The sequence below is a fragment of the Thalassospira sp. ABD4_177 genome, assembly GCF_056160125.1.
On sequence record NZ_JBSWWO010000002.1, the window covers coordinates 394,529 to 420,324 of the forward strand.

The window sequence follows — 25,796 nt, forward strand, 5'->3', positions numbered from 1 at the left end:
TAGTGCTGATCGCTTGCGCAATCGGCAAAAAGGCACGTTCAGCTGGTCGCAAGCCAGACACCCACACCAATCATCAATGTGCCGGCAACCCGGTTGAGAATGCGGACATTGCCGCTTTTTTCAAGGAACTTGCGCAGTGAACGACCGCCCGTCGCATAAAGCGTCATGCAAATCAGTTCAGTGACAAGAATGATCGCGACCAGCACCGAAAGCTGCGGTGCAATGGCATGCTGAAGACTGATGAAGGGCGGCAACAGGGAAATCATGAACGCCCAACCCTTCGGGTTGGCAATTGCTGTTACAAAGCCCTGTGCAGCCAATCCGCCGGCCGAGGCTGTCTTGGCACTTTCGACCTCTGCCGAAATGGCCATCCGCCCGCGCGACCGCCAAAGCTGAATACCAAGCCACGCCAGATACGCACCACCAATATATTTGAAGACCGCAAAGACCGCCGGGTACTGGAGCATGACGGCGGCGACACCAAGCGCAGACGCAACAACAACGATGCCAACACCAATAAGCTCACCCATCATCATCCAAAGCGTACGCTTCAGACCAATTGTCATGCCAAGGGTCAGCGCAAGTGTCATGCACATGCCCGGCGTGATGGAGACAAAGAAGGCCGTGGGGATGAAAGCCCCGATCAACGACAAACTCAGCATAACGTTTCCTGTGGCTTGGGTGGCGCCGTGTCCTGAGCGTCATTTTTGGGGCATGACGGCGTCAGGGCGGAAATGACTAACCCATAAGTGAAATCCCGACCAGTCTCTTTTTGGCATGGCCGCCTTCACATCCCCGTCACGGCGTCGGTTTGCCACCAAAAACAAGGCTGTATTGTTGGGAAAAGCCCCATCGGACCGACCCGCGCAATCCGGCCTCGCTAAATTCCACTCAAAAAACAGACCAAAAGGTACAAAAATTACTTGACCTGAAGCGGCCCCGCGACGAAATTGGGGGCGTCGCCAGCAAAGGCTGGCATCCTAAGCCAATTGATGAAGACCGATGACCGCAGACATTTGCAACATTGATGCATATGCCGACCGTGCCGAAGCCAGCGCTTCGCGCACCATTGCGCTGTCTGCCCTCAACCTAATTTCCGGTCTCCTTGGTCTAGCAGAGCTAGGTGCTCTACGACTTACTCGCCCCTGAGCGAACCATGCCGGTCCGGATCACACGCAAATCATGTCGATCCATTAGCCGCAGCTCAGGGGAAAAAGTCGCGCCAGACGGCCCGCACTCCTTCCAGACAGAATTCACATACCGGGCAAAGACCCGAATGATCAGGAAACAAGACAATGGCTAGTGCAAACGACAATCGCGTCATCATTTTCGACACCACCTTGCGTGATGGGGAACAGTCCCCGGGTGCTTCGATGACGCTTGATGAAAAACTGCGCGTGGCGCAGGCGCTGGCGGAATTGAAGGTTGATGTTATCGAAGCGGGCTTTGCCATTGCATCGAACGGCGACTTCCAGTCCGTCAATGAAATCGCAAAACAGATCTCCGGCCCGACCATCTGCTCGCTGGCCCGTGCGGCCAAGGGCGATATCGAACGCGCCGCCGAGGCATTGGAACCGGCCGAGAACAAGCGTATCCATACCTTTATCTCCACAAGCCCGCTGCATATGAAATACAAATTGCAGATGGAGCCAGAACGCGTTCTGGAAAAGGTGATCGAAAGCGTGACCTTGGCGCGCAACTTTACCGATGATGTCGAATGGTCGGCAGAAGACGGTTCGCGTACCGAGCACGACTTCCTGTGCCGTTGCGTCGAAGCCGCCATTGATGCCGGTGCCACCACGATCAACATTCCGGACACCGTCGGCTACACCACGCCGACCGAATATGCCGATCTGATGAAAATGCTGATCAACCGGGTGCCGAACATCGACAAGGCGATCCTGTCAGTTCACTGCCACAACGATCTGGGCATGGCGGTTGCCAACTCGATCTCGGCGGTCAATGCCGGCGCCCGTCAGATCGAATGCACCATCAATGGTCTGGGCGAACGTGCGGGTAACGCCGCACTCGAAGAAATCGTCATGGCGATCAACACCCGTAACGATGCCTTCCCGTTCACCACGGGTCTGGACACCACCAAAATCATGAGCGCATCGCGCTTGGTGTCAGCCGTTTCGGGCTTTGTCGTGCAGCCGAACAAGGCGATTGTTGGCGCAAACGCATTCGCCCATGAAAGCGGCATCCATCAGGATGGTTTCCTGAAGAATTCCGAAACCTATGAAATCATGAAGCCGGAATCGATTGGCCTGAACAAATCGAGCCTGGTGATGGGCAAGCATTCCGGTCGCCATGCCTTCAAGGAAAAGCTCAAGGAGTTGGGCTTTGCCGAATTGGGCGACAACGCGATCGAGGATGCATTCGCACGCTTCAAGGAATTGGCCGACAAAAAGAAAGAAGTCTATGACGACGATATCGTAGCTCTGGTTGATGACGGCCTGCGTGACAACGAACACATCAAGTTTGTTGGCCTGACCGTAACCTGTGGCTCCAAGGGTCCGCAGACCGCGGAACTGGAATTGACCGTTAATGGCGAAACCCGCACAGCCAAAACCACCGGTGATGGCCCGATTGATGCGACCTTCAACGCGATCAAGGAAATCTATCCGCATGACTGGCGCCTGAAGCTCTATCAGGTCCATGCGGTTACCGAGGGCACCGATGCACAGGGCACTGTGACCGTGAAGCTCGACGGTGAAGATCGCACCGTGGTTGGCAACGCATCGGACACCGACACGGTCGTCGCGTCCTGCATTGCCTATGTCACCGCGGTGAACAAGCTGATCGAAAAGAGCAAGAAGACCGCACCGGACGCCATGGCATCCTGATCCGGTTTCACACCGACAACACGACAAGGGGTGGCATTTTTGCTGCCCCTTCGTCGTTTTGAGCCATGAGGTTGTTCATCAGGTTACTCATGGTATCTCAGCGACTCGCATTGCGTCGCAAAGCACGTCGCAGTTACCACCAACGCCCAAGAGTTGATGATTATGCAACCTTAGGACAACGTGATATATCGCTTGGGGAAAATTGAACTTATCCGCCAAGATCATATTCCTGATCATGTTTTTGACGTGTAAATTCAGGAAAATTACGCGCCTTAATTATTCCTCAATCCCCTGAGCAGATTATTCGTGCATCGGCTTAATCCTTGCGCTATCAAAGCCGGTACATTCGCATTCAAGATTTTACTATTAACCGTGGCATAGGGCAGGAATGTTTTCCAAGCTTCTTGGGGTTTTATCCTCCGACATGGCGGTGGATTTGGGCACCGCAAACACACTGGTTTACGTCAAGGGACGTGGCATTGTCCTGAACGAACCATCCGTGGTGGCCATCACCGACGAAAAAGGCAAGAAACAGGTTCTTGCAGTTGGTGAAGAAGCCAAACAAATGCTCGGTCGTACCCCGGGGTACATTCAGGCGATCCGCCCGCTGCGTGACGGCGTTATTGCGGAATTCCACATCGCCGAAGAAATGATCAAGCACTTCATCCGCAAGGTTCACAACCGCCGCAACTTCGCGAGCCCGGAAGTGATCATCTGCGTTCCGTCCGGTTCGACCGCCGTTGAACGCCGCGCCATTCAGGAAAGTGCTGAAAGTGCTGGTGCCCGCAAGGTCTGGTTGATCGACGAACCGATGGCCGCTGCAATCGGGGCCGGCCTGCCGGTCACCGAGCCGACCGGCTCCATGGTTGTTGATATCGGCGGTGGCACCACCGAGGTTGCCGTTCTGTCGCTGGGCGGTATCGTCTATGCGCGTTCGGTCCGCGTTGGTGGCGACAAGATGGATGAAGCGATCATCGCGTATATCCGTCGTACGCATAACCTTCTGGTTGGTGAAAGCACCGCGGAACGTATAAAGAAAGAAATCGGCTCGGCCTGCGCCCCGGATGACGGTGATGGCGCAACGGTTGAAATCCGTGGTCGCGACCTGATGAACGGCGTTCCGAAGGAACTGCTGATTTCTGAGCGTCAAATCGCAGAAAGCCTTGCAGAGCCGGTATCGGCAATCATCGAGGCGGTCAAGGTCGCCCTCGAACAGACCCCGCCGGAACTGGCTGCTGACATCGTGGACAAGGGCATTGTCCTGACCGGTGGCGGCGCGATGCTTGGTAACCTTGATTACGTTCTGCGTCATGCAACCGGTCTTCCGGTTTCGATTGCAGACGATCCGCTTTCCTGCGTTGCACTGGGTACCGGTCGCGCGCTGGAAGAAAAGAAAATGCTGCGTAACGTTCTGCACACAGCATACTAAACAAGGTCGGCTTGAATTATCATCACCGGGTCGTATCCTTACTGGACGCGACTCGGTGATTTCGTTATGGTTGAATATCCCGCACGGGATGATGAGCAACCTTTTGGGAATTCGCGGGGAATACATTGGCACAGCATGGTGGTCCGCAGCAGCGTATCTTTTCGCCGTTACGCACGGCCCTTCACCGCTTCGCTTTCATATTGCTGATTTTTTCGGCTTTCGGCCTGATGCTTCTGGGCAAGGCCGATACTGTTCTGATCGAACGTATTCGTGCGGCGTCGGCCGATCTCGTATCCCCGGTCATGAATATCGTTTCCCGTCCCGCTGCCAGCATCAATGAACTGACCGACAAGGTTTACAACCTTGCCCATCTCTATGAAGAGAACGAGCGCCTGCGCCGAGAAAACCAGCAATTGCTGGTCTGGCAGCAAGCCGCACGTAATCTTTCACATGAAAACGCCCGCCTGCGCGACCTTGCGACCTATACCTCGCCACCGGCGCTGCAACTGGTGACATCGCGCGTGATTGCCGACATGGGCGGTGCCTATGCCCATAGCGTCATGATTTCAGCCGGATCGCGTGATGGTGTCTCCAAGGGACAGGCTGTCATTTCCGACGAAGGCCTGATCGGTCGTGTGGCCGAGGCCGGATATCAGGCGTCGCGTGTTCTTCTGATTACCGATATCAACTCGCGTGTGCCGGTCGTGGTCGAGAACTCCCGCGACCGTGCGTTTCTTTCGGGTGACAACACAAACCGTCCGCTTCTGACCTTCCTGACAGCCGATGCCGCTGTCGCACCGGGGGACCGCATTTTGACGTCTGGTCATGGTGGCGCCTTCCCGCCGGGCATTCCGATCGGTATCGTGTCCTCGGTTTCGGAAAATGCGGTTCGCGTCGCGCCGATGTTCCGCCGCCATCAGCTTGAATATCTGCGTGTTGCCGATTACGGCCTGCATGGCATTCTGAGCAACGACCGTATCGAGCAAAGCCAGCCGGCGAACAATGGAAACACGACAGAAGTGTCGCCCGACATTCCCGACGGTGTGGGAATTGTGCCAGCCAACCCGGCAGGAAGTGAAGCCCAGTCAGCCCGTGACGCCCCCTCCCCCAATGCGGCAGGGGAAGCCCAGTGAAACCCGGCGTCTGGCAGCGACTGGACATTATTGCGCGCGGCCTTTTTCCAGCCTTTAGTGTCTTTGTCCTTCTGTTGATCAACCTTCTGCCGATCAGTGTGCCACTGCTTTCGACCGCATCACCGGCGCTGGCATTGATGGCTGTGTTCTATTGGTCAGTGAACCGTCCTGATCTTTTGACCGGCGTTACTGCCTTTTTCCTGGGGCTTTTGCAGGACCTTTTGATGGGCTTGCCGCTTGGCGTCAGCTCGCTGGTTCTGTTGCTGGTTCAGACCGGATCGGCAAGTCAGGGGCGCTTTTTCCACAACAAGCCATTTAGCGTCATGTGGTGGGGATTTGCGCTTGTCGCCATTCCGACACTTCTGGTGCAGTGGTTGTTGAGCTCGGCCCTGATTGGCGCCCTGCTACCGATCAAGGCCACCATGATCAGTTATGTTCTGACCGCTGCGCTGTTCCCGATTGTGGCCTGGGTACTGGCGCGCGCCCAGAACAGTCTTCTGCGCTATGTCTAGCCGGCCTTGCGCTGGCAAGAATCTGCGCGATATTGATGATTTGGCAACGGCTATCCACTATGCTGGCAGAAGGTGGTTTTCATCCCGGTTCAAGCGGGCTAAAACGGGCCAGAAATTGACCGCCCGGCCTTACGGCAACTGACCCAAAACAGGTATCCATCGCCCATGTGGCATCGTGACTCAGACCGGTTCAGACTATTTACCCGACGCGCCCTGATGCTTGGCGCGGGCAAGGGTGTATTGCTGACGGGTCTTGCCGCGCGAATGTATTACCTGCAGGTGCTTGAAAGTGATCGCTACCAGACGCTAGCTGATGAAAACCGCATCTCGCATCGCTTGTTGCCGCCACCGCGCGGGCTGGTCACCGACCGGTTTGGTGCCCCGCTTGCCGTCAACCGGCAGAACTATCACATCATGATCGTGCGCGAGCAGACACCCGATGTCCGCCGCACGCTACAAATCCTTGATCAGATTATCGAACTGGGCCCCGACACCATCGAACGCGTCGAGCGTGACGTTGCCCGCCGGCGTTCCTTCGTACCCGTCACGGTGCGAGACAACCTGACATGGGACGAAGTCGCACGCGTCGGGGTCAACGCGCCTGATCTTCCGGGCCTGATCATTGATGCCGGACGGTCGCGCGACTATCCGGAAGGCCCGCATCTTGCCCATTCACTTGGTTATGTTGCGGCAGTCTCGGAAAAGGAACTGACGGGCGATCCGCTTTTGGAATTGCCGGGCTTTACCATCGGCAAAAGCGGCGTTGAAAAGGTTTATGATCTTGCACTGCGTGGGACGGCCGGGACAAGCCAGGTCGAAGTCAACGCGCTTGGACGTGTCATTCGCGAATTGGAACGTGAAGAAGGCGACAGTGGCAACACGGTCGTCATGACGCTTGATCTGGATTTGCAGCGCTATGCCAATCAGCGCCTGTCCGACAAGGAAAGCGCATCCGCCGTTGTCATGGACATCCATAATGGCGAAGTGCTGGCACTGGCATCCCACCCGACCTATGACCCGAATGCCTTCACCAACGGTATTTCGCACAAGCTTTGGAACAGTCTGGTCAACAATCCTTACGCCCCGCTGTCAAACAAGGCGGTTAATGGTACCTATGCGCCGGGCTCGACCTTCAAGATGTGTGTGGCCCTTGCAGGGCTCGAAGCCGGGATCATCACGCCCAATCAGAAATTCTTCTGCAACGGGCATTTGGATCTTGGCAATGCGCGCTTCCACTGCTGGAAACGTGGTGGTCATGGCTGGATGGATCTGCATGATTCCATCAAGCATTCCTGTGACGTCTACTATTACGAGATTTCTCAGAAAATCGGGATCGACCGGATCTCAGCCATGGCGCACAAGCTTGGCCTTGGCGAAGATACCGGTATTGACCTTCCCAACGAGCGAAGCGGGCTGATCCCGACCAAGGACTGGAAGGAAGTCCAGTTGGGCAAGCGTTGGCAGGGTGGTGAAACACTGATTGCCTCTATCGGGCAGGGCTATGTTCTGGCAACGCCACTGCAGCTTTGCACGATGACGGCACGACTGGCATCGGGCAAGGCGGTGCGCCCGCACCTGACGCGCGATAATGTCACCCCGGAAGGTGTCACCAGCCGGCAAACGGAAGAATTCCCCGAACTTCAGGTCAGCCGTGCCAACCTTGCGCGCGTGCGTGATGCCATGAATGGCGTGACCAACGAACTGCGTGGCACTGGCCATCGTGCACGCATTAAAACCGAGGGCATGGAAATGGCTGGCAAAAGTGGCACCAGTCAGGTTCGACGCATTACCATGCGCGAACGCCAAACCACCGGTGTTCTCGATAACGACGTCCTGCCATGGAAATACCGTGACCACGCCCTGTTTGTCGCCTTCGCCCCGGTCGATAATCCGCGCTATGCCTGTGCGGTGGTTGTTGAGCATGGCGGCGGCGGTTCAAGCGTTGCCGGGCCGGTTGTCCGGGACCTGTTGCAAAAGGCACAGGAACTTCAATCCGCCCGCCAGGGTATTTCTGCTGCCAATCCGGCCAACAGCGCAAATCTGCGCCGGGATCAGTCCCAAACCAATCAGGACGAGGGTTAAGCCATGGCCGCAAGCAGATACCGCATTGGTGAAGATCCTGACTACGTCCCGATTGGGCGCCGGCTACTGTTGCTGAACTGGACGCTTGTTTTTCTGATTGCCGCCCTGTCAGGGATCGGTTTTGCCATGCTGTATTCGGCGGCCAACGGATCGCTCCAGCCATGGGCGGAACGTCAGATGATGCGTTTTGCCGTCGGGGCTACGTTAATGATCATCATTGCTGTGACCGACATACGCATATGGCTGAAGCTTGCCTATTTCTCGTATTTTGTCGCGCTGATCCTGTTGATTGCGGTCGAGATCAAGGGTGACATCGGCATGGGCGCACAGCGCTGGATCAATCTGGGCTTCTTCCAGCTCCAGCCATCCGAGCTGATGAAAATCTCATTGGTTCTGGCACTTGCGCGGTATTTCCATGGCCTGACGGCCGAGGATGTCGGGCGCATCACGCTTTTGATCCCGCCGATCCTGATGGTGGCGGCCCCGTCCGCGCTGGTGTTACGCCAGCCTGACCTGGGCACGACGCTGCTTCTGATTGCCGGTGGCGGTGTGATTTTCTGGCTGGCGGGTGTTCGGATATGGAAATTTGCCCTCGTTCTGGGCAGTGCGCTTGCCGCCGTTCCGATCGGCTGGCAGTTCCTGCGTGAATATCAGAAGAACCGTGTTCTGACCTTCCTCAACCCGGAAAATGATCCGCTGGGGGCTGGATATCATATTACCCAGTCCAAGATCGCACTTGGCTCTGGCGGGCTGTTTGGCAAGGGCTTCATGCTGGGATCGCAAAGCCATTTGAACTTCCTGCCGGAAAAACAAACCGACTTTATCTTTACCATGCTGGGCGAAGAATTCGGTCTTGTTGGCGGGATGGCGTTGCTGGGGCTTTATGCGCTGGTCATCACCTATGGCTATGTCATCGCCCTGCGCTGTCAGAACCAGTTCGGACGCCTAGTGGCGATTGGTGTGACCTCGACCTTCTTCCTGTACGTCTTTATCAACATTGCCATGGTGATGGGTCTGATCCCGGTAGTGGGAGTTCCCCTGCCCCTCGTATCCTATGGCGGCACGGTCATGATGACAATTCTGGTCAGTTTCGGCCTGTTGATGAGCGTCTCTATTCACCGCGACATCCGGATATCCAGACAGGGCAATGACGACGGCCGCAGCTAAGAAGCTGCGTCGTAACACCCGTCGGTTTTCCGATCACGCATCGAAAGGAAACAGGTCTTTAAACTCGGAAAGTGTTTTGAAATCGGCCAACTTGCAACGGTTTCGCCCGGTCTCCTTGACCTCATAAAGCGCGCGGTCTGCCAGCGAGTAAAGTATTCCCGATACATCTGCCTGTTCGGCGTTTCTGAGCATCTCGAACTGCTTTGCGACATCAGGTTCAAATGCAGCCATCCCTTCTTTTGATGGTAAGCCTGACACGCCAAAGCTTGATGTGAAGGAAAGCTTGCTGCCGCCAAAATCGACACTGTTGGCTTCGAGTTTCTGACGCAGGCGTTCTGCAAGGATCATCGCTCCTTCAAGTTCCTCGCCCGGCAGAAGGACTGCAAATTCTTCACCGCCCATCCGCGCCGGAATATCAATTGTGCGCAACGTTTTTCGAAGTGTCTCGGCAAGTGCGACCAGAACCGCATCACCAGCCTGATGGCCGTAGGTGTCGTTCAGGGCCTTGAATCGGTCAATATCAAGCAGAATGACCGATACCGGCGTATCGCGACGTCGCCAGATTGAAATGGATTCTTCAAGTCTGGCGAGATAAGCGCGCCGGTTTGGCAGTTCCGTCAGCGGATCTGTCGATGCAATTACCGCAAGCTTTCGCATCGCTGCGTTCAATTCTTCGGTGCGCTGCGCGACACGATGCTCCAACGTGACGTTCGCGTTCTGCAGTTCGTCACGCGCCTTACGCAATTCCGCAAGTTGTTGGCGGATGGTTGCGAAAAGCCCAACCGTTACCGAACCCAGCAACTGCACCTCATCATCGTGACGATGATACGGGGGCATGATCAGTGTTCTACTGTCATCGGTCGGGTTGGAATTGACGATATAATTGCCAAGGCGGATCACAGGACGCGAAAACACATAATAGCTCATGCTGGCGAAACACATGGCCATCACTGCGGCAAGAACCATGGTCGCGAGAAATGACCACAACAAGCGGGTCATGTAGGCATTTACGTAAACCTGCGGATTGAGATCGATCACCATTTCGCCAATGGTGGTAACAGGTTTTCTATCTGGATCACGAACCGGAACCGTGATGGTTTGCAAGCCACCAAACATCTTCTCGGCCCAGCGAGAGGTCGGTATTTCACCCGCCGGACGTTTGAGTTCAAAGAAAATGCCATCCTGGGCATTGGTCAGCGTCACACCCGCAATCGAGCGATTATTGAGCATGCCGCGCGCCATCACATCGGCAAGCTCCCGGTCGTGTTTGGCCAGCACCTGGGTTGCGACGGGCACACTTGAAGAAACGATACGCTGATTGCCCTGCTGATAGACGCCTTCAAGCCATTTATAGTCTTGGTATCCCCGGATAGCGACAATTACAAGGCCAAGCACAATGGCGAGACAAAGCGTATATTTCAACTGACGGGCGGCGATTGTGCTGCCCAGTTTCAAGCTGGCAAGAGCATCCATTTGCTTTCCATCAGACTGTCCCGCCAAGCGTATCGACCTCGTCTTCCTGAAGGGGGTTACCGGGGCTGGCGCCTGTTGTTGCTAATCGCCATCTCCGGGATGCAACGCAAAGTTATACTCCGTGCCGGGCGGTAAGTTGGCAATACTAAAATCATTAAAATCGAGACTATTCCAATCCCGGCTGCCGAGAACATCCACGAAATAGGATATATTTTCGCGCGTGATGGCCTCCATCCTGAATGAGATTTCGGGATGACGGGACAGAAATTCAACACCTTGTATATAATCATGAAGCAATACGATTGCCCACGCACCAGCAAAGAAATGCCCGCCATGGGTCATGGTCATCTGGCCTTCCGCGACTTTGCGAAGCCCATCGGGTGACCAGTTAAGCCCGCCAACAAAGACATCTTTGCCCGGCTTTCGTCCCGCCTTTTCAAGCGCAGCCATTGCACCGAGTGCGATATCGTCATTGGCAGCCCAGATGGCATCGACGCATCCACCACGATCCAACCAGTTTTCGATTTGACGGTATGCCTCATCATAGGACCAATTGGCCACCAGACGGCGCTGTTCCTTAAGAAGCGGGAACCGGCTCAACGCATGATCCAATCCTTGCAGTCGCTGAAGAGACGCCGGGGTCTTGCGATCCCCTGCAATCGAGATCAGGCACAAAGGTCCGGGTTGACGACTGTCGCTTCCAAGTGATGCACCGTCGATCAGCGATTTAGCAATGTCGTATCCGGCACGTTCGTTGTCAGGCGTCAGTGACAGGATCCAGTGGTCAAAATCTTTGCCCGGTTGCCCGTGGGCCGCTTTTTGCGCATCGGTCAGATCATTGAGCAACATGATCACCGGAATGCCCCGTTCTTCTGCTTCAAGAACAATCCGGGTTCCTTGCTGATGCTCATTCACGGCAATGATGTAATCGGGGGCGGGATCAAGGGCAAAAACCTTCTGCGCACTCTCGATCATCATATTGCTGTCGCGGTCGCTGTTAAAAACGATCAGCTCATACCCGAACTGATCGGCTGCCGCCTGCATGGTACCGCGGACATCTTTCCAGAAGCCGCGATCTCCATATCCAGGATTGATGAAGGCAATGCGTACCGGCGCGTCTGTACCATCAGACGACGTCGTTTGTGCTTGTGCTGGCACCGCCAGAAACGCAATCAGTCCCAAAAGAAAAAGCACGGCGTGGGGCTTCAAACCGGGTTCCCGTTTTTGTTTCCATTCACCGACACGACCGCTGAAACGATCTGCGTTGGCATCTGTCATCTCAAGGCGCATTAAAAACCGTGAACGCTGTCTCTTTCAAGCGCGACGATAGCCTCGGTAATCCCAAATCAATTGTCAGGTGCGCCCCGCCTTTCGACAGATGTTAATATACAATTATATACAAAATTGGTGTCCGAATTGAAACCGGTACTTTACAGTATCAAGATAAATGATCCGGCGTTCATCCCGCGCCTGACGGCACCTGTCGCAAAGCCGCGACAAGTTCCTCGTTCGACATGTTTGCCCGGTTCTTGATCCCCTTTTGCGCGGCCAGATGATACAGGTCATCACGGCGCCACTTGTCATATGTTGGCGCGGTACGCAGCCGACGTGCGGAAGTTTTTGGATCAGTCTCTCCAGAGAGTTTCTTATAGCTCGCCACTCTTGCCTCCTTTGTGGGACGGACACAAGCAGTCTTGGTAGTTTACTCTGTGTCACTGAATTGGAGTGTTTCCACATTTCATGTAGGGGGAATTGCGGCATTTTCTATTGCCTGACGACATTTTTCACCGCCATCAGACCTAACAAACTGAGCAAAAATGGAAAATTTCCGGGCGAGCAGCATCTGACCAATTGCCCGATTGTGGTTCCGACCACCAAACCAGACGCCTGTGGGCTATTTGCTCCCCAGGAGTTCCTGCATGGCGACAAACGTTTCACTCACAGTCTGATCAAGCCCCTTGATCCGATCATCAAGCGGATCGCCAAAATCACCGTCAAAGCTTTCAAGTGCCAGTGCCTCTTCGGCAAGCCGGGCGGCGGCCATGTTTCTTGCCATACCCTTGATCGCATGCCCAGAGCGGTGAATACCGTCTTGGTTTTTGGCATCCGCGGCCTCCACAAGGCGTGTGCGTTCTTCCTCGTACGATGCAGGTAGCAAGTTCACCAGAAGCAAAACCTGATCCTTGCCAAGGGCGTCACACAACTCGTCAAACCGGGCGGTATCAATCAATTCCATCTGCACACCTTTCTCGTGCTGCCAAGGATATCATCTCTGCGCGCACGGTGTTTCTCAAGTTCGTCAGACAATAGCAATCCTTGGGGGACTTAACCACGGGCCACGGTCGAGCACGCCTTTGCCACTTCTTGCGCCCAATGCAAGGTCTGGGCATCCATCGTCTGCATATGACGATATTTGTCAAACTGGGCTACAATCAAGGCCAGACGTTGCAAGAAAGCCGGGGGACTATCCAGTGCCAACAATTCATTGGCAAGCGGATCAAATGCTGCATTCTGAAATTCAAGCGACAGGCTGATCCGTGGCGCGCTTGCATACGGACTTGCCCGTCCGCCCCAATGATAAAGATCCTGTCGCCAACCCATAACCGCCCCAGGTTGTGCCGGAAGTGCGCGCACATCCTGTAACGGCACATCAGCGGGCTTGGACACTGGTGCTGGATATCTCTTTTCAAAGTTTCGCGGCAAAACATGCATGCAGCCATTATCCGGCGTCGCGCTGCTAAGCGGCACCCACAGTGAGAGGCTGATCAGCATGTCATCACCTATCACACTCTCGCCCTGATAATCACGATGGGGAGGCCAGCCGCTTCCATCAGCTTGCGGATCAACGTGCCACGCCCAGAAATGCGGTAAAAGTGCGATACGATCGCCCAAAAAATGACTGAGCAACGGACGCAACCGACGAAAAACATCCCATGCTTCGTCATATAAATAGATCAGCGCGGGCGACAGGTCGTTTGCAACCAGTGTCTCGATCCCGACCCGCAGTTTCGCCAGATCATCTTCTGGCAAAACATCGTGGATCAGAAAATACCCCTCATCCCAAAACCGATCTGACAGCGCCCCTCCGTCAAAACCACCTTTATCGGTACCGATTTCAGCAACATCGCCCGTTGATCCACCATCTCCTGAAATCGAAAGATGCGGATTAAGCTTCTGCCAAACTTGAATGTCGACGGCATTTTGGGGTGTGATCATGGGAAAATGTCCGGTATTGAGGATGGCCGGACGATACGCAGCACATTGTTTGATGGCAAGCGCGGAAAAGTGTCGCCGGCGACAACGCGCACTCGATGGCAATCAGGATCAGGCTTGGCACCCGACATGACAAACGACACAACACCGTCCAAGCATCAAACACCGATCAATCATGGTGGCGCCGTTGATCGGGCCGCTCAGCAATACGGCATTCCCGCAAGGGATTGGTTGGATTTATCGACGGGTATCAATCCGATTGCCTACCCGGTTGGCGACATCGATCCGGCACATTGGCAACGACTGCCGCTGGCCGCAGAGCTTGATGCGCTCAAGCAGGCCGCCAAAGTTTGCTATCAGACACCGACGACCAAACACATTGTCGGTGCACCGGGCACACAGGCCCTCATCCAGTCCATTCCGTTCTGGTTAAAAGACCGGAGCACACCAACACGCGTACACATCATGGGCCCGACATATGGCGAGCATGAGCGGTGCTGGCTTCGGGCCGGTTTTCCCGTCGAGAACCATCAAACCCGTCCCAATGACCGCTGTGAACAGGCGAAGGCGATATTAAGCGCTGCAGATGCCGGAACGGTCGTCGTTCTGGTAAATCCGAATAACCCGGACGGCGGGCACTTTGCGCCACGGGATATCGTTAAACTAGGGAAACTCGCAGCGACCCGGAATTGCTGGCTTGTGGTTGATGAGGCCTTTATGGATTGCCAACCAGACCAGTCGATCTGTCCCGATATTGATCAATTGCCAACCACGATTGTCCTTCGATCGTTTGGCAAATTTTTCGGACTGGCAGGCGCCCGTCTTGGCTGTGCGGTGATGGCACATGACCTTGCAACTGATCTTGAAAACCGCATTGGTCCGTGGGCCATTCCGGGCCCGACACTTGCGGTTGGAACAGAGGCCCTTCTGGATCGGGATTGGCAAGAAACAACGCGGGCTCGCCTAAGTTCTGATGCCCTGCGACTTGATCAGCTCGTTACTGAAAACAGTGCATTGGTTCTTTGCGGGGGCACGGATCTATTTCGCTATTACGATGGCGCAGATTGTGTCGCCCTGGCTGATCATCTTGCGCGTCGCGGGATTTTGGTAAGGCTGTTTGATCATGATGCGAACAAGATCCGCTTCGGCCTTCCGGGAACGGATACCGATTGGAAGCGCCTTGAAGATGCCATGGCAAACTGGCGCTAACCCGATGACCCAGGTGCCCTAGTCCTGGTTTTCTTCCCAAGACTGCTTTTTGCGGTAAATCGTAGACGGACTGACACCCAGCGCATCGGCTGCACGTGGAATAGACCCGCCGCAGCGTTCTATTGCCTCTTCAATCGCTTGTTTTTCGACCTGCCACAGCGGCTTGATCTCGCCAAAGGTTTTGCTGGCGGGCGCAAATGGTGGTGGCGACAAAGCGGTGGCTTCATCGGTGCCGGCGCTTATCCCAACACTTGCGCCAAGCAGTTGATTGCTCCGCTCGGAATGATGGTTTTCAACAACCTTGCGCATCTGTCGCGCGCCAGCCAGGAAAGCAAGTGCCTCCGGGTCGCCTTCCCACAGGCGTCCGGGACCGCCAGGCTCGTTTGAAACAACGGGGTGTGGTGGCGGCGCCTCAATCGTGCCTGATCCGAATTGATCGCCTTCGGACCCGCTATTGACCGGTCGCGGCACCATTGAAAGCGTGACCTCTGTCCCGTTATTCAGGACAACAATATTTCGGATGATGTTTTGCAGCTGTCGAATATTGCCCGGCCAGGAATAGCGCGCAAACAGGGCAGATACTTCGGGACTGAAGCGTTCGAAATCGCGCCCTTCTTCGCGCGTGAAGCGCTGCAGATAGAAATTCGCGATCTGCAAGATATCATTGTCACGGTCGCGCAAGGGCGGCATGTGCAGCGGAATAACGTGCAGGCGATAATAAAGGTCTTCGCGGAACCTGCCAGACCGAACTTCTTCAAGCGGATCGCGGTTTGTCGCACAGACAAAGCGCACATCAACCGTTTCAATCGAGCTGCCACCCACCTTCTGGAAGGATCCGGTTTGAATGAACCGCAGAAGCTTGGTCTGCAGATCAAGGTCCATTTCACAGATTTCATCAAGGAACAGCGTACCGCCATCAGCACGGTGTGCAGCCCCTTCGCGGTCGGAAACCGCACCGGTAAACGCCCCTTTGACGTGACCGAAAATCTCGCTTTCCATCAGGTCTTTGGGAATGGCACCGCAGTTTAGCGGAATGAAGGGATCTCTCGTGCGTTCCGACCGGCGATGGATTGCCTCTGCCGCCAATTCCTTACCCGTACCGGATTCACCGGTGATAAAGACGGTGGCTCTGCTCGGCGCGGCATTTTCAATAATGCGGTAAATATCGCGCATGTTTTCCGACCCGCCGATGATGTCAAAATACATCTCGTCGGTATCGGCATCTTGCGGGTCTGCCTCTGGCGCAGCCTGAAGTGATGGCCCACCCTTGACGGCCTTGGTCACCGTTTCGCGCAGTTTATCGGCGGTAAAGGGCTTTAACAGGAAATCCCAGGCACCTTCGCGCATCGCTTCAACCGCGACATTGATCGATCCGTGCGCGGTGATGACAACGATCTTGCACCCGGGTGCAATCTGGGCAGAGGCACGCAGAACTTCGCGGCCATCCATATCGGGCAAAATCAAGTCCAGAACAACGACATCCGGCGGGTCCTGACGCAAACGTTCAATGGCGTCGGTGCCACTGACGACATGATCGACAAAATGGCCATCCGCACGCAGGTAATCCTGATACACGCGCGCCAGCGAAAGTGTATCTTCAACAATTACAATGCGTGCCTGCTCTGGCATTTTCTTGTTCGTATCCCGATATACCACTGTGGGTAAGCATACCGACAATGTTGCTCATCCCACAACTACTAACATTTGTTGCAGTCACCGCCCAAACCATACACAATCATATCAATGTTAAGAAAAGTATAGCCTTTATCAGGGTTTTGGCCCTGATTACTCGCTTTGAGGGAGTCCGGACTTGAACTACAAGACAGAATTCGCCGATGGCGCCACGACAGTTGAAGTGACAGGTCGCTTTACATTTGGGGACCATTCGAGTTTTCGCAAACTGATCGAAGAAGTCCGTGGTCATGAATCATCCACCCTTGTCCTGAATATTTCCGGTGTCGATTTCATTGATTCTGCCGGTCTTGGCATGCTGCTGCTTGCGCGTGACGAAGGCGAAAAGACCAACACCACTGTCGTCTTGCGTGGTGCGCAGGGGCAAGTCAAACGCATGCTTGAAGTTGCCCGCTTTGACACCCTGTTCCGGCTGGAAGACTGACCCATGCCGGCAGGCGGTGAGGCCCATGCAAAGCATCTGATCGCCGTTGCGCAATCAGTTGCGCAGGAAGACGCCAATCAGCTTGTTCTCAGCCCGAACATCTGGCAACAGCCAGACGACGTTTCCATCAAATATGTGTCTGGTCAGACGCCCGAGGACTTTTCCAATCAACGTCATTTTTCCGTGTGCATCCTGCCACCGATGGTCGGCCGCGACTGGCTTGGTGGCCTGATCCGCCTGAACTGCGAAACATTTATCGAATGTTTCCCGGAACTTGATCTGGATGACCTTGCGCCGCTTTCTGGCAAAAAATCGCGCCCTAAACATGACCTTCTGGTGTGCCTTTCCACCCGTAGTGCCTATCACCTTCCGGTGGCGCGGAAGTTTGTCACCAGCCTGCGCCATCGCGGATTGATCGGCGACAGCATCGCATCCTCTGTCGAGATGGCCGTTCAGGAAGCCTTTGCCAACTCGTTGGTGCATGGCAATATTGGACTCGACACGGGTGGCCATTTATCCATGGACCGCTTCAAGGAACTTGGCGAGGAAACCGAGCGACGTCTGGCCTCAAGTCGCCACGGTTCACGTGCCATTATCCTGACAGCGCGTCGGCGCAAAAATGGTCAGGTCGCCGTCACCATCAGCGATCAGGGTCAGGGCTTCACCCCGCCTGATGAAAAGGCGACCCTTGATATCACCCGCAAGGACAGCACCTTTGGCAGGGGTTTGCCCCTGATCCGAAGTCTTTGCCAATCGGTCAATTTCCTGCGCGACGGACGCAGCATTGAACTGACATTTGATGACGACCAGTCCGCGAAATTGTCACCCGAAGCCTCGTTCCTGTCCGACCTTGAACATCGCCTGACAACATCAGCAGACACCGGACTGCGCATCCCGCAAAATGCGACCATATTAATCGCGGATGACACCATGTTGTCACGCGAAATCATTGCGTCCTATTTGCGTGCGGACGGGTTTACCAATCTGGTCTTTGCCAAGGATGGCGAAGATGCCCTTGCCCAGATCAAGGTGCACAATCCCGATCTGATCATTCTTGATATCATCATGCCCAAACTGGACGGCTATGCGGTCTGCAAGGCGGTGCGCGCCGATCCGGCCTATGCCAAAACGCCGATCATTGCCCAGACTGCGCTAGAAGAAAACGAAGGCCGCACCCGCATTTTCGATGACGGGGCCACCGATTTGATCCTGAAGCCCCTAAACAAGGCCGAGCTGATCGCACGCACCAAGATCCACCTTGAAAACCGGCTTCTGGTTCAAAAGCTTCAAGCCTATCAGGAACGCACCCAGTCCGAGCTTGAGCTTGCCCGCAACATGCAGGAAAACCTCAATCCTGCGCCCGAACATTATCGCGGTGTCGGGATGGATTATGGCATGCGCATCAGCGCGACCTTCCAGATGTCCTCGGAACTGGGCGGTGACATGTGGGGACTGGTGCCCATTGATGCCCACCGCTTGGGCGTCTATATCGTCGATTTCGCCGGGCATGGGCTTGGTGCCGCGTTAAACACATTCCGCCTGCATTCCCTGATCTGGTCGGAACAGTTCGATGATCAAACCCCAGACACCTATCTGCAGGCCCTGAACCGTCGCCTTAAGGGGCTTCTTCCGGTTGGCCAGTATGCGACCATGCTTTATGGCATCATTGATCAGCAAAAGAACGTGTTCACCTATGCCAGTGCCGCCTGTACGTCGCCTGTTTTGGGCAACAGTATCACCGGTGATGCGCGCTATCTGGACGGGTCGGGTGTTCCGCTGGGTGTAATCCGCGATGCCCGTTACGAAACCCGTGAAGTGCCGTTCGACAAGAACAGCTTCCTGCTGCTTTACAGTGATGCCCTGATTGAAACCACACTTGATAACGGGCAGTTCCTGTGTGAGGAAGGCTTGCTTTCGATGCTGCAAGAAACCGTGCTCGAAGGCGGCAGCGACATTGATCTGGCAGCACAGATCGCCGATCAGTTCATGGACCGGGCACCTGCAAACCTTGATGATGATTTCACGATCGTCTCGTTGCAGTCCGCCATGATCCCGGCGGCAAGCGGAGAGCGCTAAAGACCGTTTTTCAGAAAACGTAGCGCGCCGGACCAACACAAGACTGCACCAGATCACCGAACGGTTCGATATCCCCCCACGACACCTGCGTACGATCAAGGGGCATGCCGAATTCCTTGGAGACGGTATCTTTCGAACCGGCCTGAAGACGGCTTGCGATGGCTGCCCGAACAAGATTGGCCAGCCCCCTGCGCGCGCCGGTATGATCCGGTTCAGACGCCAGTACCGCGCCAAGCTGATCCAGGGCACGCATTTTATCGCGACAGCCAAGCATGTCAGCCGCCAACACCCGCAATTCCCGGACATCGGGGCGCAGGCTGATCGCGATTTCAAGATGTTCAAGGCCAAGGCCACGACGGCCGGTTTGAATATACACCCGGGTCAGGCCCAAATGCGTCGCCCCATCGAGATCATCAATCAGCAACGCCCGACCAAACGCGTTCAGCGCCAATTCGGACAAGCCAAGATCAAGCAAGACATGCCCCAAAACACGAAGACGGGCCGGCTGGTCAGGAAGACTGTCGATCAGATTGCGCAGACGGGCACGGATTTCAGGGGCAAGATCAATCTCGGCCGCGATGGCCATTGCGGATGTTTGCAAAGTCTCTGTCTGCGACGACATGGTCAAGGCCCCGTTCCCGCCAAAAATCGGAACCGATAATCACGCCAAATGGCTGGGATATCGATCCGTCTTCGAACAGAGTACTGTCATCTGGTTGCGGGAATATTAACCGAGTCGCAGCTTTTGCGGTTTGGCACCTCAGCGCACGCAGATGCCTTTACTACCTAAGCCCGCCATCAAGGGATTCAAGTCTGACTTCGCGGTTCGGACGGGCAAAGAAATAGCCCTGCATCAACCGTCCGCCCAATGTGGTCAGAACATCACGCTGGCTATCGCTTTCAATCCCTTCAAGCACGCAATCAATGCCAAGGTTCTGGCACATATCGATCACGGTCTTGACGATCCGGCGACTGCGTTCGTTGTGCGGCACGGGGGAGACAAAGCTGCGATCGACCTTGAGCGCATCAAACTCCAGCTCATGGACATAGCGCAGACTGGAATAACCGATACCGAAATCATCAAGCGCAATGCGAGCACCATGTTCGCGCAAATAGCGGATGCTGGTACGTGCGGCTTCAAAATCGCGCAGGAATGCGGTTTCGGTGACCTCGAAGGTCAGCCTTCCCGGATGGATATCGTGTTTCCTGATCTCGTCGATCAGCCATTCGACGGTGTCTGATAGCACAATATCACGCGCCGACAGGTTAAACGAAACCGGCAGCTTTGCCGGCCAGTCCCGCATATCGACCATCAGTTTTTCAAACAGAACCCGCGTCAGGAAGCTAACCTGGCCGGTCTTTTCGGCAACCGGGAAAAACGTCCCCGGGGATACCTGCCCCATCAGAACACTGTCCCAGCGTGCCAGCGCCTCAAGCGAGCTGACCTCACCCGACTGGATGTCAAAAATCGGCTGATAATGCAGGCTGAGCTCACTTGAAAGGTCGGCCTTGCGCAGCGCCTGTTCGATCTGGGAATCATGGCGGATCAGGGTTTCATGATGGGCGGCGAACAGAACCGCCTCGCCGCGCGCATTCTTTTTGGCGTGATAAAGCGCAAAGTCGGCACGCTCAAAAAGACCATTCGGGGTGCGGGCCACAGTCGGATAGGTCGCAAGGCCAAGCGATGCCGAAACCTGAACCGTCACACCATTGAGCAAGAAGGGACGATTAAGGTCATCACACAACTTCTTGCCGAGCGCCATCAGGGTCAGCGGATCGCCATACCCCTTGACCAGCAAGCCGAACTCATCCCCCCCCAGGCGGGCCAAAAGCATGTCCGGACCAAGGATATTGCGCAGACGTCTTCCCGCCTGCTGCAAAAGCTCATCACCGGACGGATGCCCATGCACATCATTGACCGGTTTGAAGCCATCGAGATCAATCATTGCAACAGCAAAGGTCTCGTTCTCCCTGGCAGCATTCAGCGTATCTTCGAGGGTGGTAAAGAACGCACGCCGGTTGGAAAGGCCCGTCAGCGGATCAATCAGCGCAAGCGCCTCGTTCTGGCGCAACAGATCAATCATCGCCTTGTGCTGGGCTTCCAGATCATTCTGGGTTTCAATCAGCCCCGAGAAATTGGCATAGAAGCTTCGGATGATCTGAATGATCATCAGGGAAACCAGCGCCATATTCACCGCAATTGCGACATAGACCTCGTTGCCGCTTGATCCGAAAAAGACCACAAAAGTGCCCAGCACGATGGCCACCACCAACATGGCGGCCGGCGGGAAGTTCACCAGACAGAAGATACAGCCGACAACCGTGATCGAGATGAAATAGGCGACATGGCCGCGCTGAAACGCATCGCCATAGCCAAACATGGTAATGGCCCAAGCCGTAAACAGCACCGCAATCATCACGGCCAGCACCCGGATCCGCTTGAGATGCTTTATACAGGCCTCGACATTATCAACATCGACCCGCGCCCGGTCCCAGGCAATGGCGCGAAAGATACAAATGGCGCCGAGAACGATCACGGCATGGATCGTCATCCAGTCCGGGGCGGAGCCATAATGGGTGTAGGCAAGTGCCACCGCATTGGCCAGAAGCAGCATGTAAAGGACGGGAATTTGACGCGACAGGGCATTAACCTGCGCACGCACCAGCTCGGGCTTGTCCGTTCGAATTTTAAGCGTGTCGGCAATCCCTTGCCACCAACTACCGGCTGCCACGTTTCAGAGACCTAATGCATTCTGTGTCATGCAAAAAATATTACACAGATTTTGCCGAGGGGACATCCCTGATTGTGCACGGCACATAAAGATCTTCTTGTTATGAAATTTCTAGGTCTTCTTTGCCGCAGATGACTGTTTTCGCACCTTCTTTTTCGGTCTGTTCTTTGCGGCATGTGCCCGACCGGCCGCCCCCAGCGCCATATGGGCAAATTCAAGAAGCTGATCCTCATCATCAAGCCATTCACCGGGTGCTGCGAAATAGGCAATCGTGTGGGGATCCTTCTGCGATGGGACGACAAACCGCACCATTCCGATGGCGTCATAAGCTGCTTGTGTCTGAGTGTCGCCCTTGAGGTAGAGGACATCATCAAACACCAGCGCAAAGAACAGCCCGTCACAATAAAGCCCGAAGCCGCCAAACATCCGCCTTGGGCGAATGGTGCCAAGCGGTGCCAGAAGTTCTGAGACCATCTGAACGAATTCGTTATCGACCGATGCCATTGAGTATTTCGCCTTCGACACCTTCGGAAATCAGATAATCACGCAACGACCGCCCCGGAACCGGGCGAAACCGCGCGGTCGAGATATCCATATGCTCAATGCGGTCTGCACGAAAGACACGAAAGGCTTCGCGCAATTCGCACCAACTGGCCAGAAGCCACGTACTGCCAAAAAACAGCATGCCAAGTGGCCAGACCCGACGACGGGTATTGTCGCCCTTTGCATCGGTGTAGTCGATTTCAATCAGAAACCGTTCGCGAATGGCACGCCTGAGGTCAGGCATCGAAATGGCAATCGGCTCCTGGGCAATTTCGGCCACCGCAATCGGAACACCCCCAACCAGCCCCCGGATTTTCTCCGGCAGGACCGCCTCGATCTTGGTCAGGGCATCGCCCGCCGCACGCGCCATTTGCGGATCGGTCCAGCTTTGAACCATACGCGCGGCAACAACAAGTGCCTCGATCTCATCGGCATCAAACATCAAGGGCGGCAGGTCATAGCCATCGCGCAGGATATAGCCAACGCCCGCCTCCCCCTCGACCGGGACACCCGATGCGGCAAGGTCGCGAATATCGCGGTAAATGGTGCGTTCGGAAACTTCCAGTTCCTCGGCCAGGTCACATGCGCGGCACAGTTTCCGGCGGCGCAAGATTTGTACAAGGCGAAATAGTCGGTCGGCCCGTCTCATGGTCACTCCTTCGTCATCCTGCCCCGAAAATTATCATACCGCTCCTGACAGGCTCCTGTCAGGAGGGATGTGTAACCATGTCGAAATCGGGACAGGATTTACCCCCAACGTCAGGAGCATGACGATGAAAGTGACCAACGCCTTTCAGATTATCATCACTGAAAAATTCACCCAAAGCCGCGCCTTTTACAAAAAGCTTGGCTTCACCCCGGTCTTTGACGGTGACTGGTATTGCCAGCTTGTCTGGCCATCCGCACCCTCCGTTCAACTTGGCCTGATGACACCCGGCCATGAAAGCCAACAGGCCATCTTCCAATCCGCCACCATCGGTGAAGGCACTGTTCTGACCCTGGAAGTCGAAGAAGCCCGTGATGCGGCCGATGAGCTGCGTGAAGCCGGTTTCGAATTCGCGGTCGACCTTCGTGATGAACCCTGGGGACAGCGCCACTTTGCGTTACTTGACCCCAATGGCGTGCGTATCGATATCGCAAGCCCGACCGCCGAACTTTCCCCGGAATTTGCCCAGCAGTTCAAGGAAACCGGCGAAAGCGCAATCGCCGGATCACCCTTGCGCCCCAAAGCCCCCCACGCACCTTAAATCAGCGGCCTGCCCCAATGGCAGGCCGTTTCTTTATCCAAGCGTCTTTGCAAACAGGGATATCGCCGCCGCGGCATCCGCGATGTTCTGGCTTTGGGTCCGACCGGAGCTTTTGCGTGGCTTGAAATCATGCTCGCCGTCTTCGACCCAATGCAGCGTGATACGATCCGAAAGGTCGTAACCTGCAATCTCGTCAGGTTTACCAAACGGGTCGCGCGTGCCATGGCAAATCAGGCTTGGCGTTTTAAGGGTCTTGAGATGATCTGTCCGAAGGTTCTCGGGCTTGCCGGGCGGATGGAACGGATAGCCAAGGCATACAAGCCCGGCGACACCAAGATCATCCGCAACCATGCTGGCGATCCGCCCGCCCATGGATTTCCCGCCGATGATCAGCTTTTCCGGCCCACCAAGTTGGCGAACCACGTCACCATAAAATTCGATCAATACCGATGCACGGTCCGGACCACGCTTTTTGCCATCGATCCGGCGTTTGGCCATATAGGGGAACTCAAACCGCGCCACCCGCAGGCCCGCCTGTACCAGTTCGCTGGTCATTTCGTTCATGAATGGGCTGTCCATCGCCGCCCCGGCCCCATGGGCCAGAACGATGGTGTAACCGGCCTTTTCATCGCCATCGAACTGAAAATGGATTGGATCGGTGCTCACAACGGGGCCTTTTGACTGCCGGATGTTTCCATCCGTCATACAGAACCCATCAACACACTCCAAGTCAGATATGCCCATAATGAGTTGGAACCACTCAAATACTCGCATCCAAGGCCTGACATAGCTATACTGCCCTCCCCACCACGGCGCGCCCCACAGCGCCAAACCAACATCCAATCGCGCCACCCGCGATCAGATGCCTGACATCCACGACAAAGGCCCCAATCGTGTCCTCAGAACAAGATCCGTTACCGACAAATCCGCCCAAAGAACGACTTGGCTGTCTTCCCAAACCGGTTCAGTGGCTGTTGCTGATCTCAGTCTCCGTGGTGTTTTCCGTCCTGCTTCATCATTGGCAGGTTCCGGCATCCCTTCTGGTCGGGCCGATGATCATTGGCATCCTGATGGGAACGAATGGCGCGACCATTGCCGCCCCGAAACCGCTTTATCTTGGTGCGCAGGCCGTATTGGGCGTGATGATTGGCGGATCGATGACGGTCGGCATCCTGACATCCTTTGCCACCGACTGGCCGATGATCCTTGGCATTACCGGCGTCACCCTGCTTGCCAGCAGCTTTCTGGGCTGGGTCCTGTGTGTCAAACAGGTGCTGCCGGGCACGGCAGGCATCTGGGGATCAACACCGGGGGCGGCGTCCGCCATGGTGATCATGGCCGATGCCTTTGGCGCAGACGCCAGACTGGTGGCCTTCATGCAATATGTCCGCGTGGTGATCGTGGTCGGTGTGGCATCGAGTGTCGCCAATTTCTGGGTCGATCCGGAAATGCTTGCCGCCATGGGACCGCATGACTGGTTCCCGGCCTTTGACGCCGGTGGATTTGCCGTCACGCTCGGGCTGGTGGCAGTGTGTTGTTATGTCGGGCAGATATCGCGCCTGCCATCCGGACCGCTTCTGGTGCCGATCATTGTCACCATGATCCTGCATGTCAGCGGGGTCTTGGATGTCGTGCTGCCGGAATGGTTTCTGGGGCTGACCTACGCCATGATCGGATGGGTCATCGGTTTGAAATTCACCCCGGCAGTTCTGCGCCATGCGGCACACGCGCTTCCCAAAATCCTGCTCTCGATCTTTGTTCTGATCGGGTTCTGTGCGGGGATTTCAGCGCTTCTGGTGGTGTTTATGGATGTTGATCCGCTGACAGCCTATCTCGCGACCAGTCCGGGCGGACTTGATTCGGTTGCCATTATCGCCGCCAGCACGAATGTCGATCTGTCCTTCATCCTTGTGCTGCAGGCGACGCGCTTTTTCATGGTGCTGGCCTTTGGGCCGCCCTTGGCACGGATGGTCGCCCGGCGCACAGCCCATCTGACGGGCTGAAGCACCGGGGCCACA

At 55.5% G+C, this 25,796-nt stretch carries 23 protein-coding genes; 11 read left to right on the plus strand and 12 right to left on the minus strand.

Annotation, left to right across the window (positions count from 1 at the left end):
• Positions 1 to 38: 38 nt before the first annotated feature.
• Positions 39 to 662 (minus strand): LysE family translocator, encoded by a 624-nt coding sequence (locus tag ACXAF0_RS14640; RefSeq protein ID WP_475346591.1) that lies wholly within the window; start codon positions 660 to 662, stop codon positions 39 to 41.
• Positions 663 to 1,295: 633 nt separating this feature from the next.
• Here ACXAF0_RS14640 and ACXAF0_RS14645 point away from each other — a divergent pair.
• The 6 genes from ACXAF0_RS14645 to rodA all read left to right on the plus strand — a co-directional run bounded on the left by ACXAF0_RS14645 (position 1,296) and on the right by rodA (position 9,169).
• The gene (locus ACXAF0_RS14645; protein WP_475346592.1) at positions 1,296 to 2,846 is read left to right on the plus strand and encodes a 2-isopropylmalate synthase; all 1,551 of its coding nucleotides are present in this window, start codon (positions 1,296 to 1,298) and stop codon (positions 2,844 to 2,846) included.
• Positions 2,847 to 3,234: 388 nt separating this feature from the next.
• Entirely contained in the window at positions 3,235 to 4,275 is a 1,041-nt protein-coding gene (locus tag ACXAF0_RS14650; RefSeq protein ID WP_008892088.1) for a rod shape-determining protein, read from the plus strand.
• Between the two features lie 125 nt (positions 4,276 to 4,400).
• Positions 4,401 to 5,408: a rod shape-determining protein MreC gene (gene mreC / locus ACXAF0_RS14655; RefSeq protein WP_475346593.1), complete on the plus strand. Its 1,008-nt coding sequence runs from the start codon at positions 4,401 to 4,403 to the stop codon at positions 5,406 to 5,408.
• Entirely contained in the window at positions 5,405 to 5,920 is a 516-nt protein-coding gene (mreD, locus tag ACXAF0_RS14660) for a rod shape-determining protein MreD (protein ID WP_475346594.1), read from the plus strand. Before mreC ends, mreD begins: the two co-directional genes overlap by 4 nt.
• 165 nt (positions 5,921 to 6,085) lie before the next feature.
• Positions 6,086 to 8,002: a penicillin-binding protein 2 gene (gene mrdA, locus ACXAF0_RS14665; protein ID WP_475346595.1), complete on the plus strand. Its 1,917-nt coding sequence runs from the start codon at positions 6,086 to 6,088 to the stop codon at positions 8,000 to 8,002.
• A 3-nt stretch (positions 8,003 to 8,005) separates the two neighbouring features.
• Positions 8,006 to 9,169, plus strand: coding sequence for a rod shape-determining protein RodA (gene rodA, locus ACXAF0_RS14670; RefSeq protein ID WP_475346596.1), 1,164 nt, complete (start codon positions 8,006 to 8,008; stop codon positions 9,167 to 9,169).
• 33 nt (positions 9,170 to 9,202) lie between these two features.
• Here rodA and ACXAF0_RS14675 read toward each other — a convergent pair whose 3' ends face one another.
• From ACXAF0_RS14675 to ACXAF0_RS14695, 5 genes are all read right to left on the minus strand, one after another.
• Entirely contained in the window at positions 9,203 to 10,642 is a 1,440-nt protein-coding gene (locus ACXAF0_RS14675; protein WP_475346597.1) for a GGDEF domain-containing protein, read from the minus strand.
• 81 nt (positions 10,643 to 10,723) lie between these two features.
• Positions 10,724 to 11,851 carry an ABC transporter substrate-binding protein gene (locus ACXAF0_RS14680; RefSeq protein WP_475346598.1) on the minus strand — a complete coding sequence of 376 codons (1,128 nt, stop codon included), beginning with the start codon at positions 11,849 to 11,851 and terminating at the stop codon, positions 10,724 to 10,726.
• A 250-nt stretch (positions 11,852 to 12,101) separates the two neighbouring features.
• Positions 12,102 to 12,302, minus strand: coding sequence for a hypothetical protein (locus ACXAF0_RS14685; RefSeq protein WP_475346599.1), 201 nt, complete (start codon positions 12,300 to 12,302; stop codon positions 12,102 to 12,104).
• A 234-nt stretch (positions 12,303 to 12,536) separates the two neighbouring features.
• The gene (locus ACXAF0_RS14690; RefSeq protein WP_475346600.1) at positions 12,537 to 12,878 is read right to left on the minus strand and encodes an Hpt domain-containing protein; all 342 of its coding nucleotides are present in this window, start codon (positions 12,876 to 12,878) and stop codon (positions 12,537 to 12,539) included.
• Between the two features lie 89 nt (positions 12,879 to 12,967).
• On the minus strand, positions 12,968 to 13,858 hold the full coding sequence (locus ACXAF0_RS14695) for a phytanoyl-CoA dioxygenase family protein (protein ID WP_475346601.1): 891 nt from the start codon (positions 13,856 to 13,858) through the stop codon (positions 12,968 to 12,970).
• Positions 13,859 to 13,984: 126 nt separating this feature from the next.
• Here ACXAF0_RS14695 and cobD point away from each other — a divergent pair, with 126 nt between their 5' ends.
• Positions 13,985 to 15,064, plus strand: coding sequence for a threonine-phosphate decarboxylase CobD (cobD, locus tag ACXAF0_RS14700; protein WP_475346602.1), 1,080 nt, complete (start codon positions 13,985 to 13,987; stop codon positions 15,062 to 15,064).
• Positions 15,065 to 15,082: 18 nt separating this feature from the next.
• Here the strand turns inward: cobD and ACXAF0_RS14705 are convergent, their stop codons facing one another.
• A complete protein-coding gene (locus ACXAF0_RS14705; RefSeq protein WP_475346603.1) occupies positions 15,083 to 16,693 on the minus strand; it encodes a sigma-54-dependent transcriptional regulator in 1,611 nt (536 codons plus the stop codon).
• 181 nt (positions 16,694 to 16,874) lie between these two features.
• On the opposite strand from ACXAF0_RS14705, the gene ACXAF0_RS14710 reads away from it, so the two are divergent.
• A complete protein-coding gene (locus tag ACXAF0_RS14710; RefSeq protein WP_475346604.1) occupies positions 16,875 to 17,180 on the plus strand; it encodes an STAS domain-containing protein in 306 nt (101 codons plus the stop codon).
• A 3-nt stretch (positions 17,181 to 17,183) separates the two neighbouring features.
• Positions 17,184 to 19,256, plus strand: coding sequence for a SpoIIE family protein phosphatase (locus tag ACXAF0_RS14715; RefSeq protein ID WP_475346605.1), 2,073 nt, complete (start codon positions 17,184 to 17,186; stop codon positions 19,254 to 19,256).
• Between the two features lie 10 nt (positions 19,257 to 19,266).
• Here the strand turns inward: ACXAF0_RS14715 and ACXAF0_RS14720 are convergent, their stop codons facing one another.
• The 4 genes from ACXAF0_RS14720 to ACXAF0_RS14735 all read right to left on the minus strand — a co-directional run bounded on the left by ACXAF0_RS14720 (position 19,267) and on the right by ACXAF0_RS14735 (position 23,180).
• A complete protein-coding gene (locus tag ACXAF0_RS14720) occupies positions 19,267 to 19,878 on the minus strand; it encodes a hypothetical protein (RefSeq protein ID WP_475346606.1) in 612 nt (203 codons plus the stop codon).
• A gap of 160 nt (positions 19,879 to 20,038) precedes the next feature.
• A complete protein-coding gene (locus ACXAF0_RS14725) occupies positions 20,039 to 21,988 on the minus strand; it encodes a putative bifunctional diguanylate cyclase/phosphodiesterase (RefSeq protein WP_475346607.1) in 1,950 nt (649 codons plus the stop codon).
• Between the two features lie 111 nt (positions 21,989 to 22,099).
• Entirely contained in the window at positions 22,100 to 22,492 is a 393-nt protein-coding gene (locus ACXAF0_RS14730) for a TfoX/Sxy family protein (protein ID WP_475346608.1), read from the minus strand.
• Positions 22,476 to 23,180 carry a helix-turn-helix transcriptional regulator gene (locus ACXAF0_RS14735; RefSeq protein WP_475346609.1) on the minus strand — a complete coding sequence of 235 codons (705 nt, stop codon included), beginning with the start codon at positions 23,178 to 23,180 and terminating at the stop codon, positions 22,476 to 22,478. Before ACXAF0_RS14735 ends, ACXAF0_RS14730 begins: the two co-directional genes overlap by 17 nt.
• A 124-nt stretch (positions 23,181 to 23,304) precedes the next feature.
• Between ACXAF0_RS14735 and ACXAF0_RS14740 the strand changes: the two genes are divergently transcribed.
• Entirely contained in the window at positions 23,305 to 23,778 is a 474-nt protein-coding gene (locus tag ACXAF0_RS14740) for a VOC family protein (protein ID WP_475346610.1), read from the plus strand.
• A 33-nt stretch (positions 23,779 to 23,811) separates the two neighbouring features.
• Here ACXAF0_RS14740 and ACXAF0_RS14745 read toward each other — a convergent pair whose 3' ends face one another.
• Positions 23,812 to 24,444, minus strand: a complete 633-nt coding sequence (locus ACXAF0_RS14745) for an alpha/beta family hydrolase (RefSeq protein ID WP_475346611.1) — start codon at positions 24,442 to 24,444, stop codon at positions 23,812 to 23,814.
• 227 nt (positions 24,445 to 24,671) lie between these two features.
• Here ACXAF0_RS14745 and ACXAF0_RS14750 point away from each other — a divergent pair, with 227 nt between their 5' ends.
• Positions 24,672 to 25,781: an AbrB family transcriptional regulator gene (locus ACXAF0_RS14750; RefSeq protein WP_475346612.1), complete on the plus strand. Its 1,110-nt coding sequence runs from the start codon at positions 24,672 to 24,674 to the stop codon at positions 25,779 to 25,781.
• The last annotated feature ends 15 nt before the right edge of the window (positions 25,782 to 25,796 follow it).

Excerpts from the sequence above, each read along its gene's own strand:
- ACXAF0_RS14720 (WP_475346606.1), bottom strand. The coding sequence starts at position 19,878 with ATGTCGTCGCAGACAGAGACTTTGCAAACATCCGCAATGGCCATCGCG.
- ACXAF0_RS14735 (WP_475346609.1), bottom strand. The coding sequence starts at position 23,180 with ATGAGACGGGCCGACCGACTATTTCGCCTTGTACAAATCTTGCGCCGC.
- rodA (WP_475346596.1), top strand. The coding sequence starts at position 8,006 with ATGGCCGCAAGCAGATACCGCATTGGTGAAGATCCTGACTACGTCCCG.
- ACXAF0_RS14730 (WP_475346608.1), bottom strand. The coding sequence starts at position 22,492 with ATGGCATCGGTCGATAACGAATTCGTTCAGATGGTCTCAGAACTTCTG.
- mrdA (WP_475346595.1), top strand. The coding sequence starts at position 6,086 with ATGTGGCATCGTGACTCAGACCGGTTCAGACTATTTACCCGACGCGCC.
- ACXAF0_RS14705 (WP_475346603.1), bottom strand. The coding sequence starts at position 16,693 with ATGCCAGAGCAGGCACGCATTGTAATTGTTGAAGATACACTTTCGCTG.
- ACXAF0_RS14640 (WP_475346591.1), bottom strand. The coding sequence starts at position 662 with ATGCTGAGTTTGTCGTTGATCGGGGCTTTCATCCCCACGGCCTTCTTT.
- ACXAF0_RS14740 (WP_475346610.1), top strand. The coding sequence starts at position 23,305 with ATGAAAGTGACCAACGCCTTTCAGATTATCATCACTGAAAAATTCACC.
- cobD (WP_475346602.1), top strand. The coding sequence starts at position 13,985 with ATGACAAACGACACAACACCGTCCAAGCATCAAACACCGATCAATCAT.
- ACXAF0_RS14715 (WP_475346605.1), top strand. The coding sequence starts at position 17,184 with ATGCCGGCAGGCGGTGAGGCCCATGCAAAGCATCTGATCGCCGTTGCG.
- ACXAF0_RS14690 (WP_475346600.1), bottom strand. The coding sequence starts at position 12,878 with ATGGAATTGATTGATACCGCCCGGTTTGACGAGTTGTGTGACGCCCTT.
- ACXAF0_RS14675 (WP_475346597.1), bottom strand. The coding sequence starts at position 10,642 with ATGGATGCTCTTGCCAGCTTGAAACTGGGCAGCACAATCGCCGCCCGT.
- ACXAF0_RS14645 (WP_475346592.1), top strand. The coding sequence starts at position 1,296 with ATGGCTAGTGCAAACGACAATCGCGTCATCATTTTCGACACCACCTTG.
- ACXAF0_RS14650 (WP_008892088.1), top strand. The coding sequence starts at position 3,235 with ATGTTTTCCAAGCTTCTTGGGGTTTTATCCTCCGACATGGCGGTGGAT.
- ACXAF0_RS14695 (WP_475346601.1), bottom strand. The coding sequence starts at position 13,858 with ATGATCACACCCCAAAATGCCGTCGACATTCAAGTTTGGCAGAAGCTT.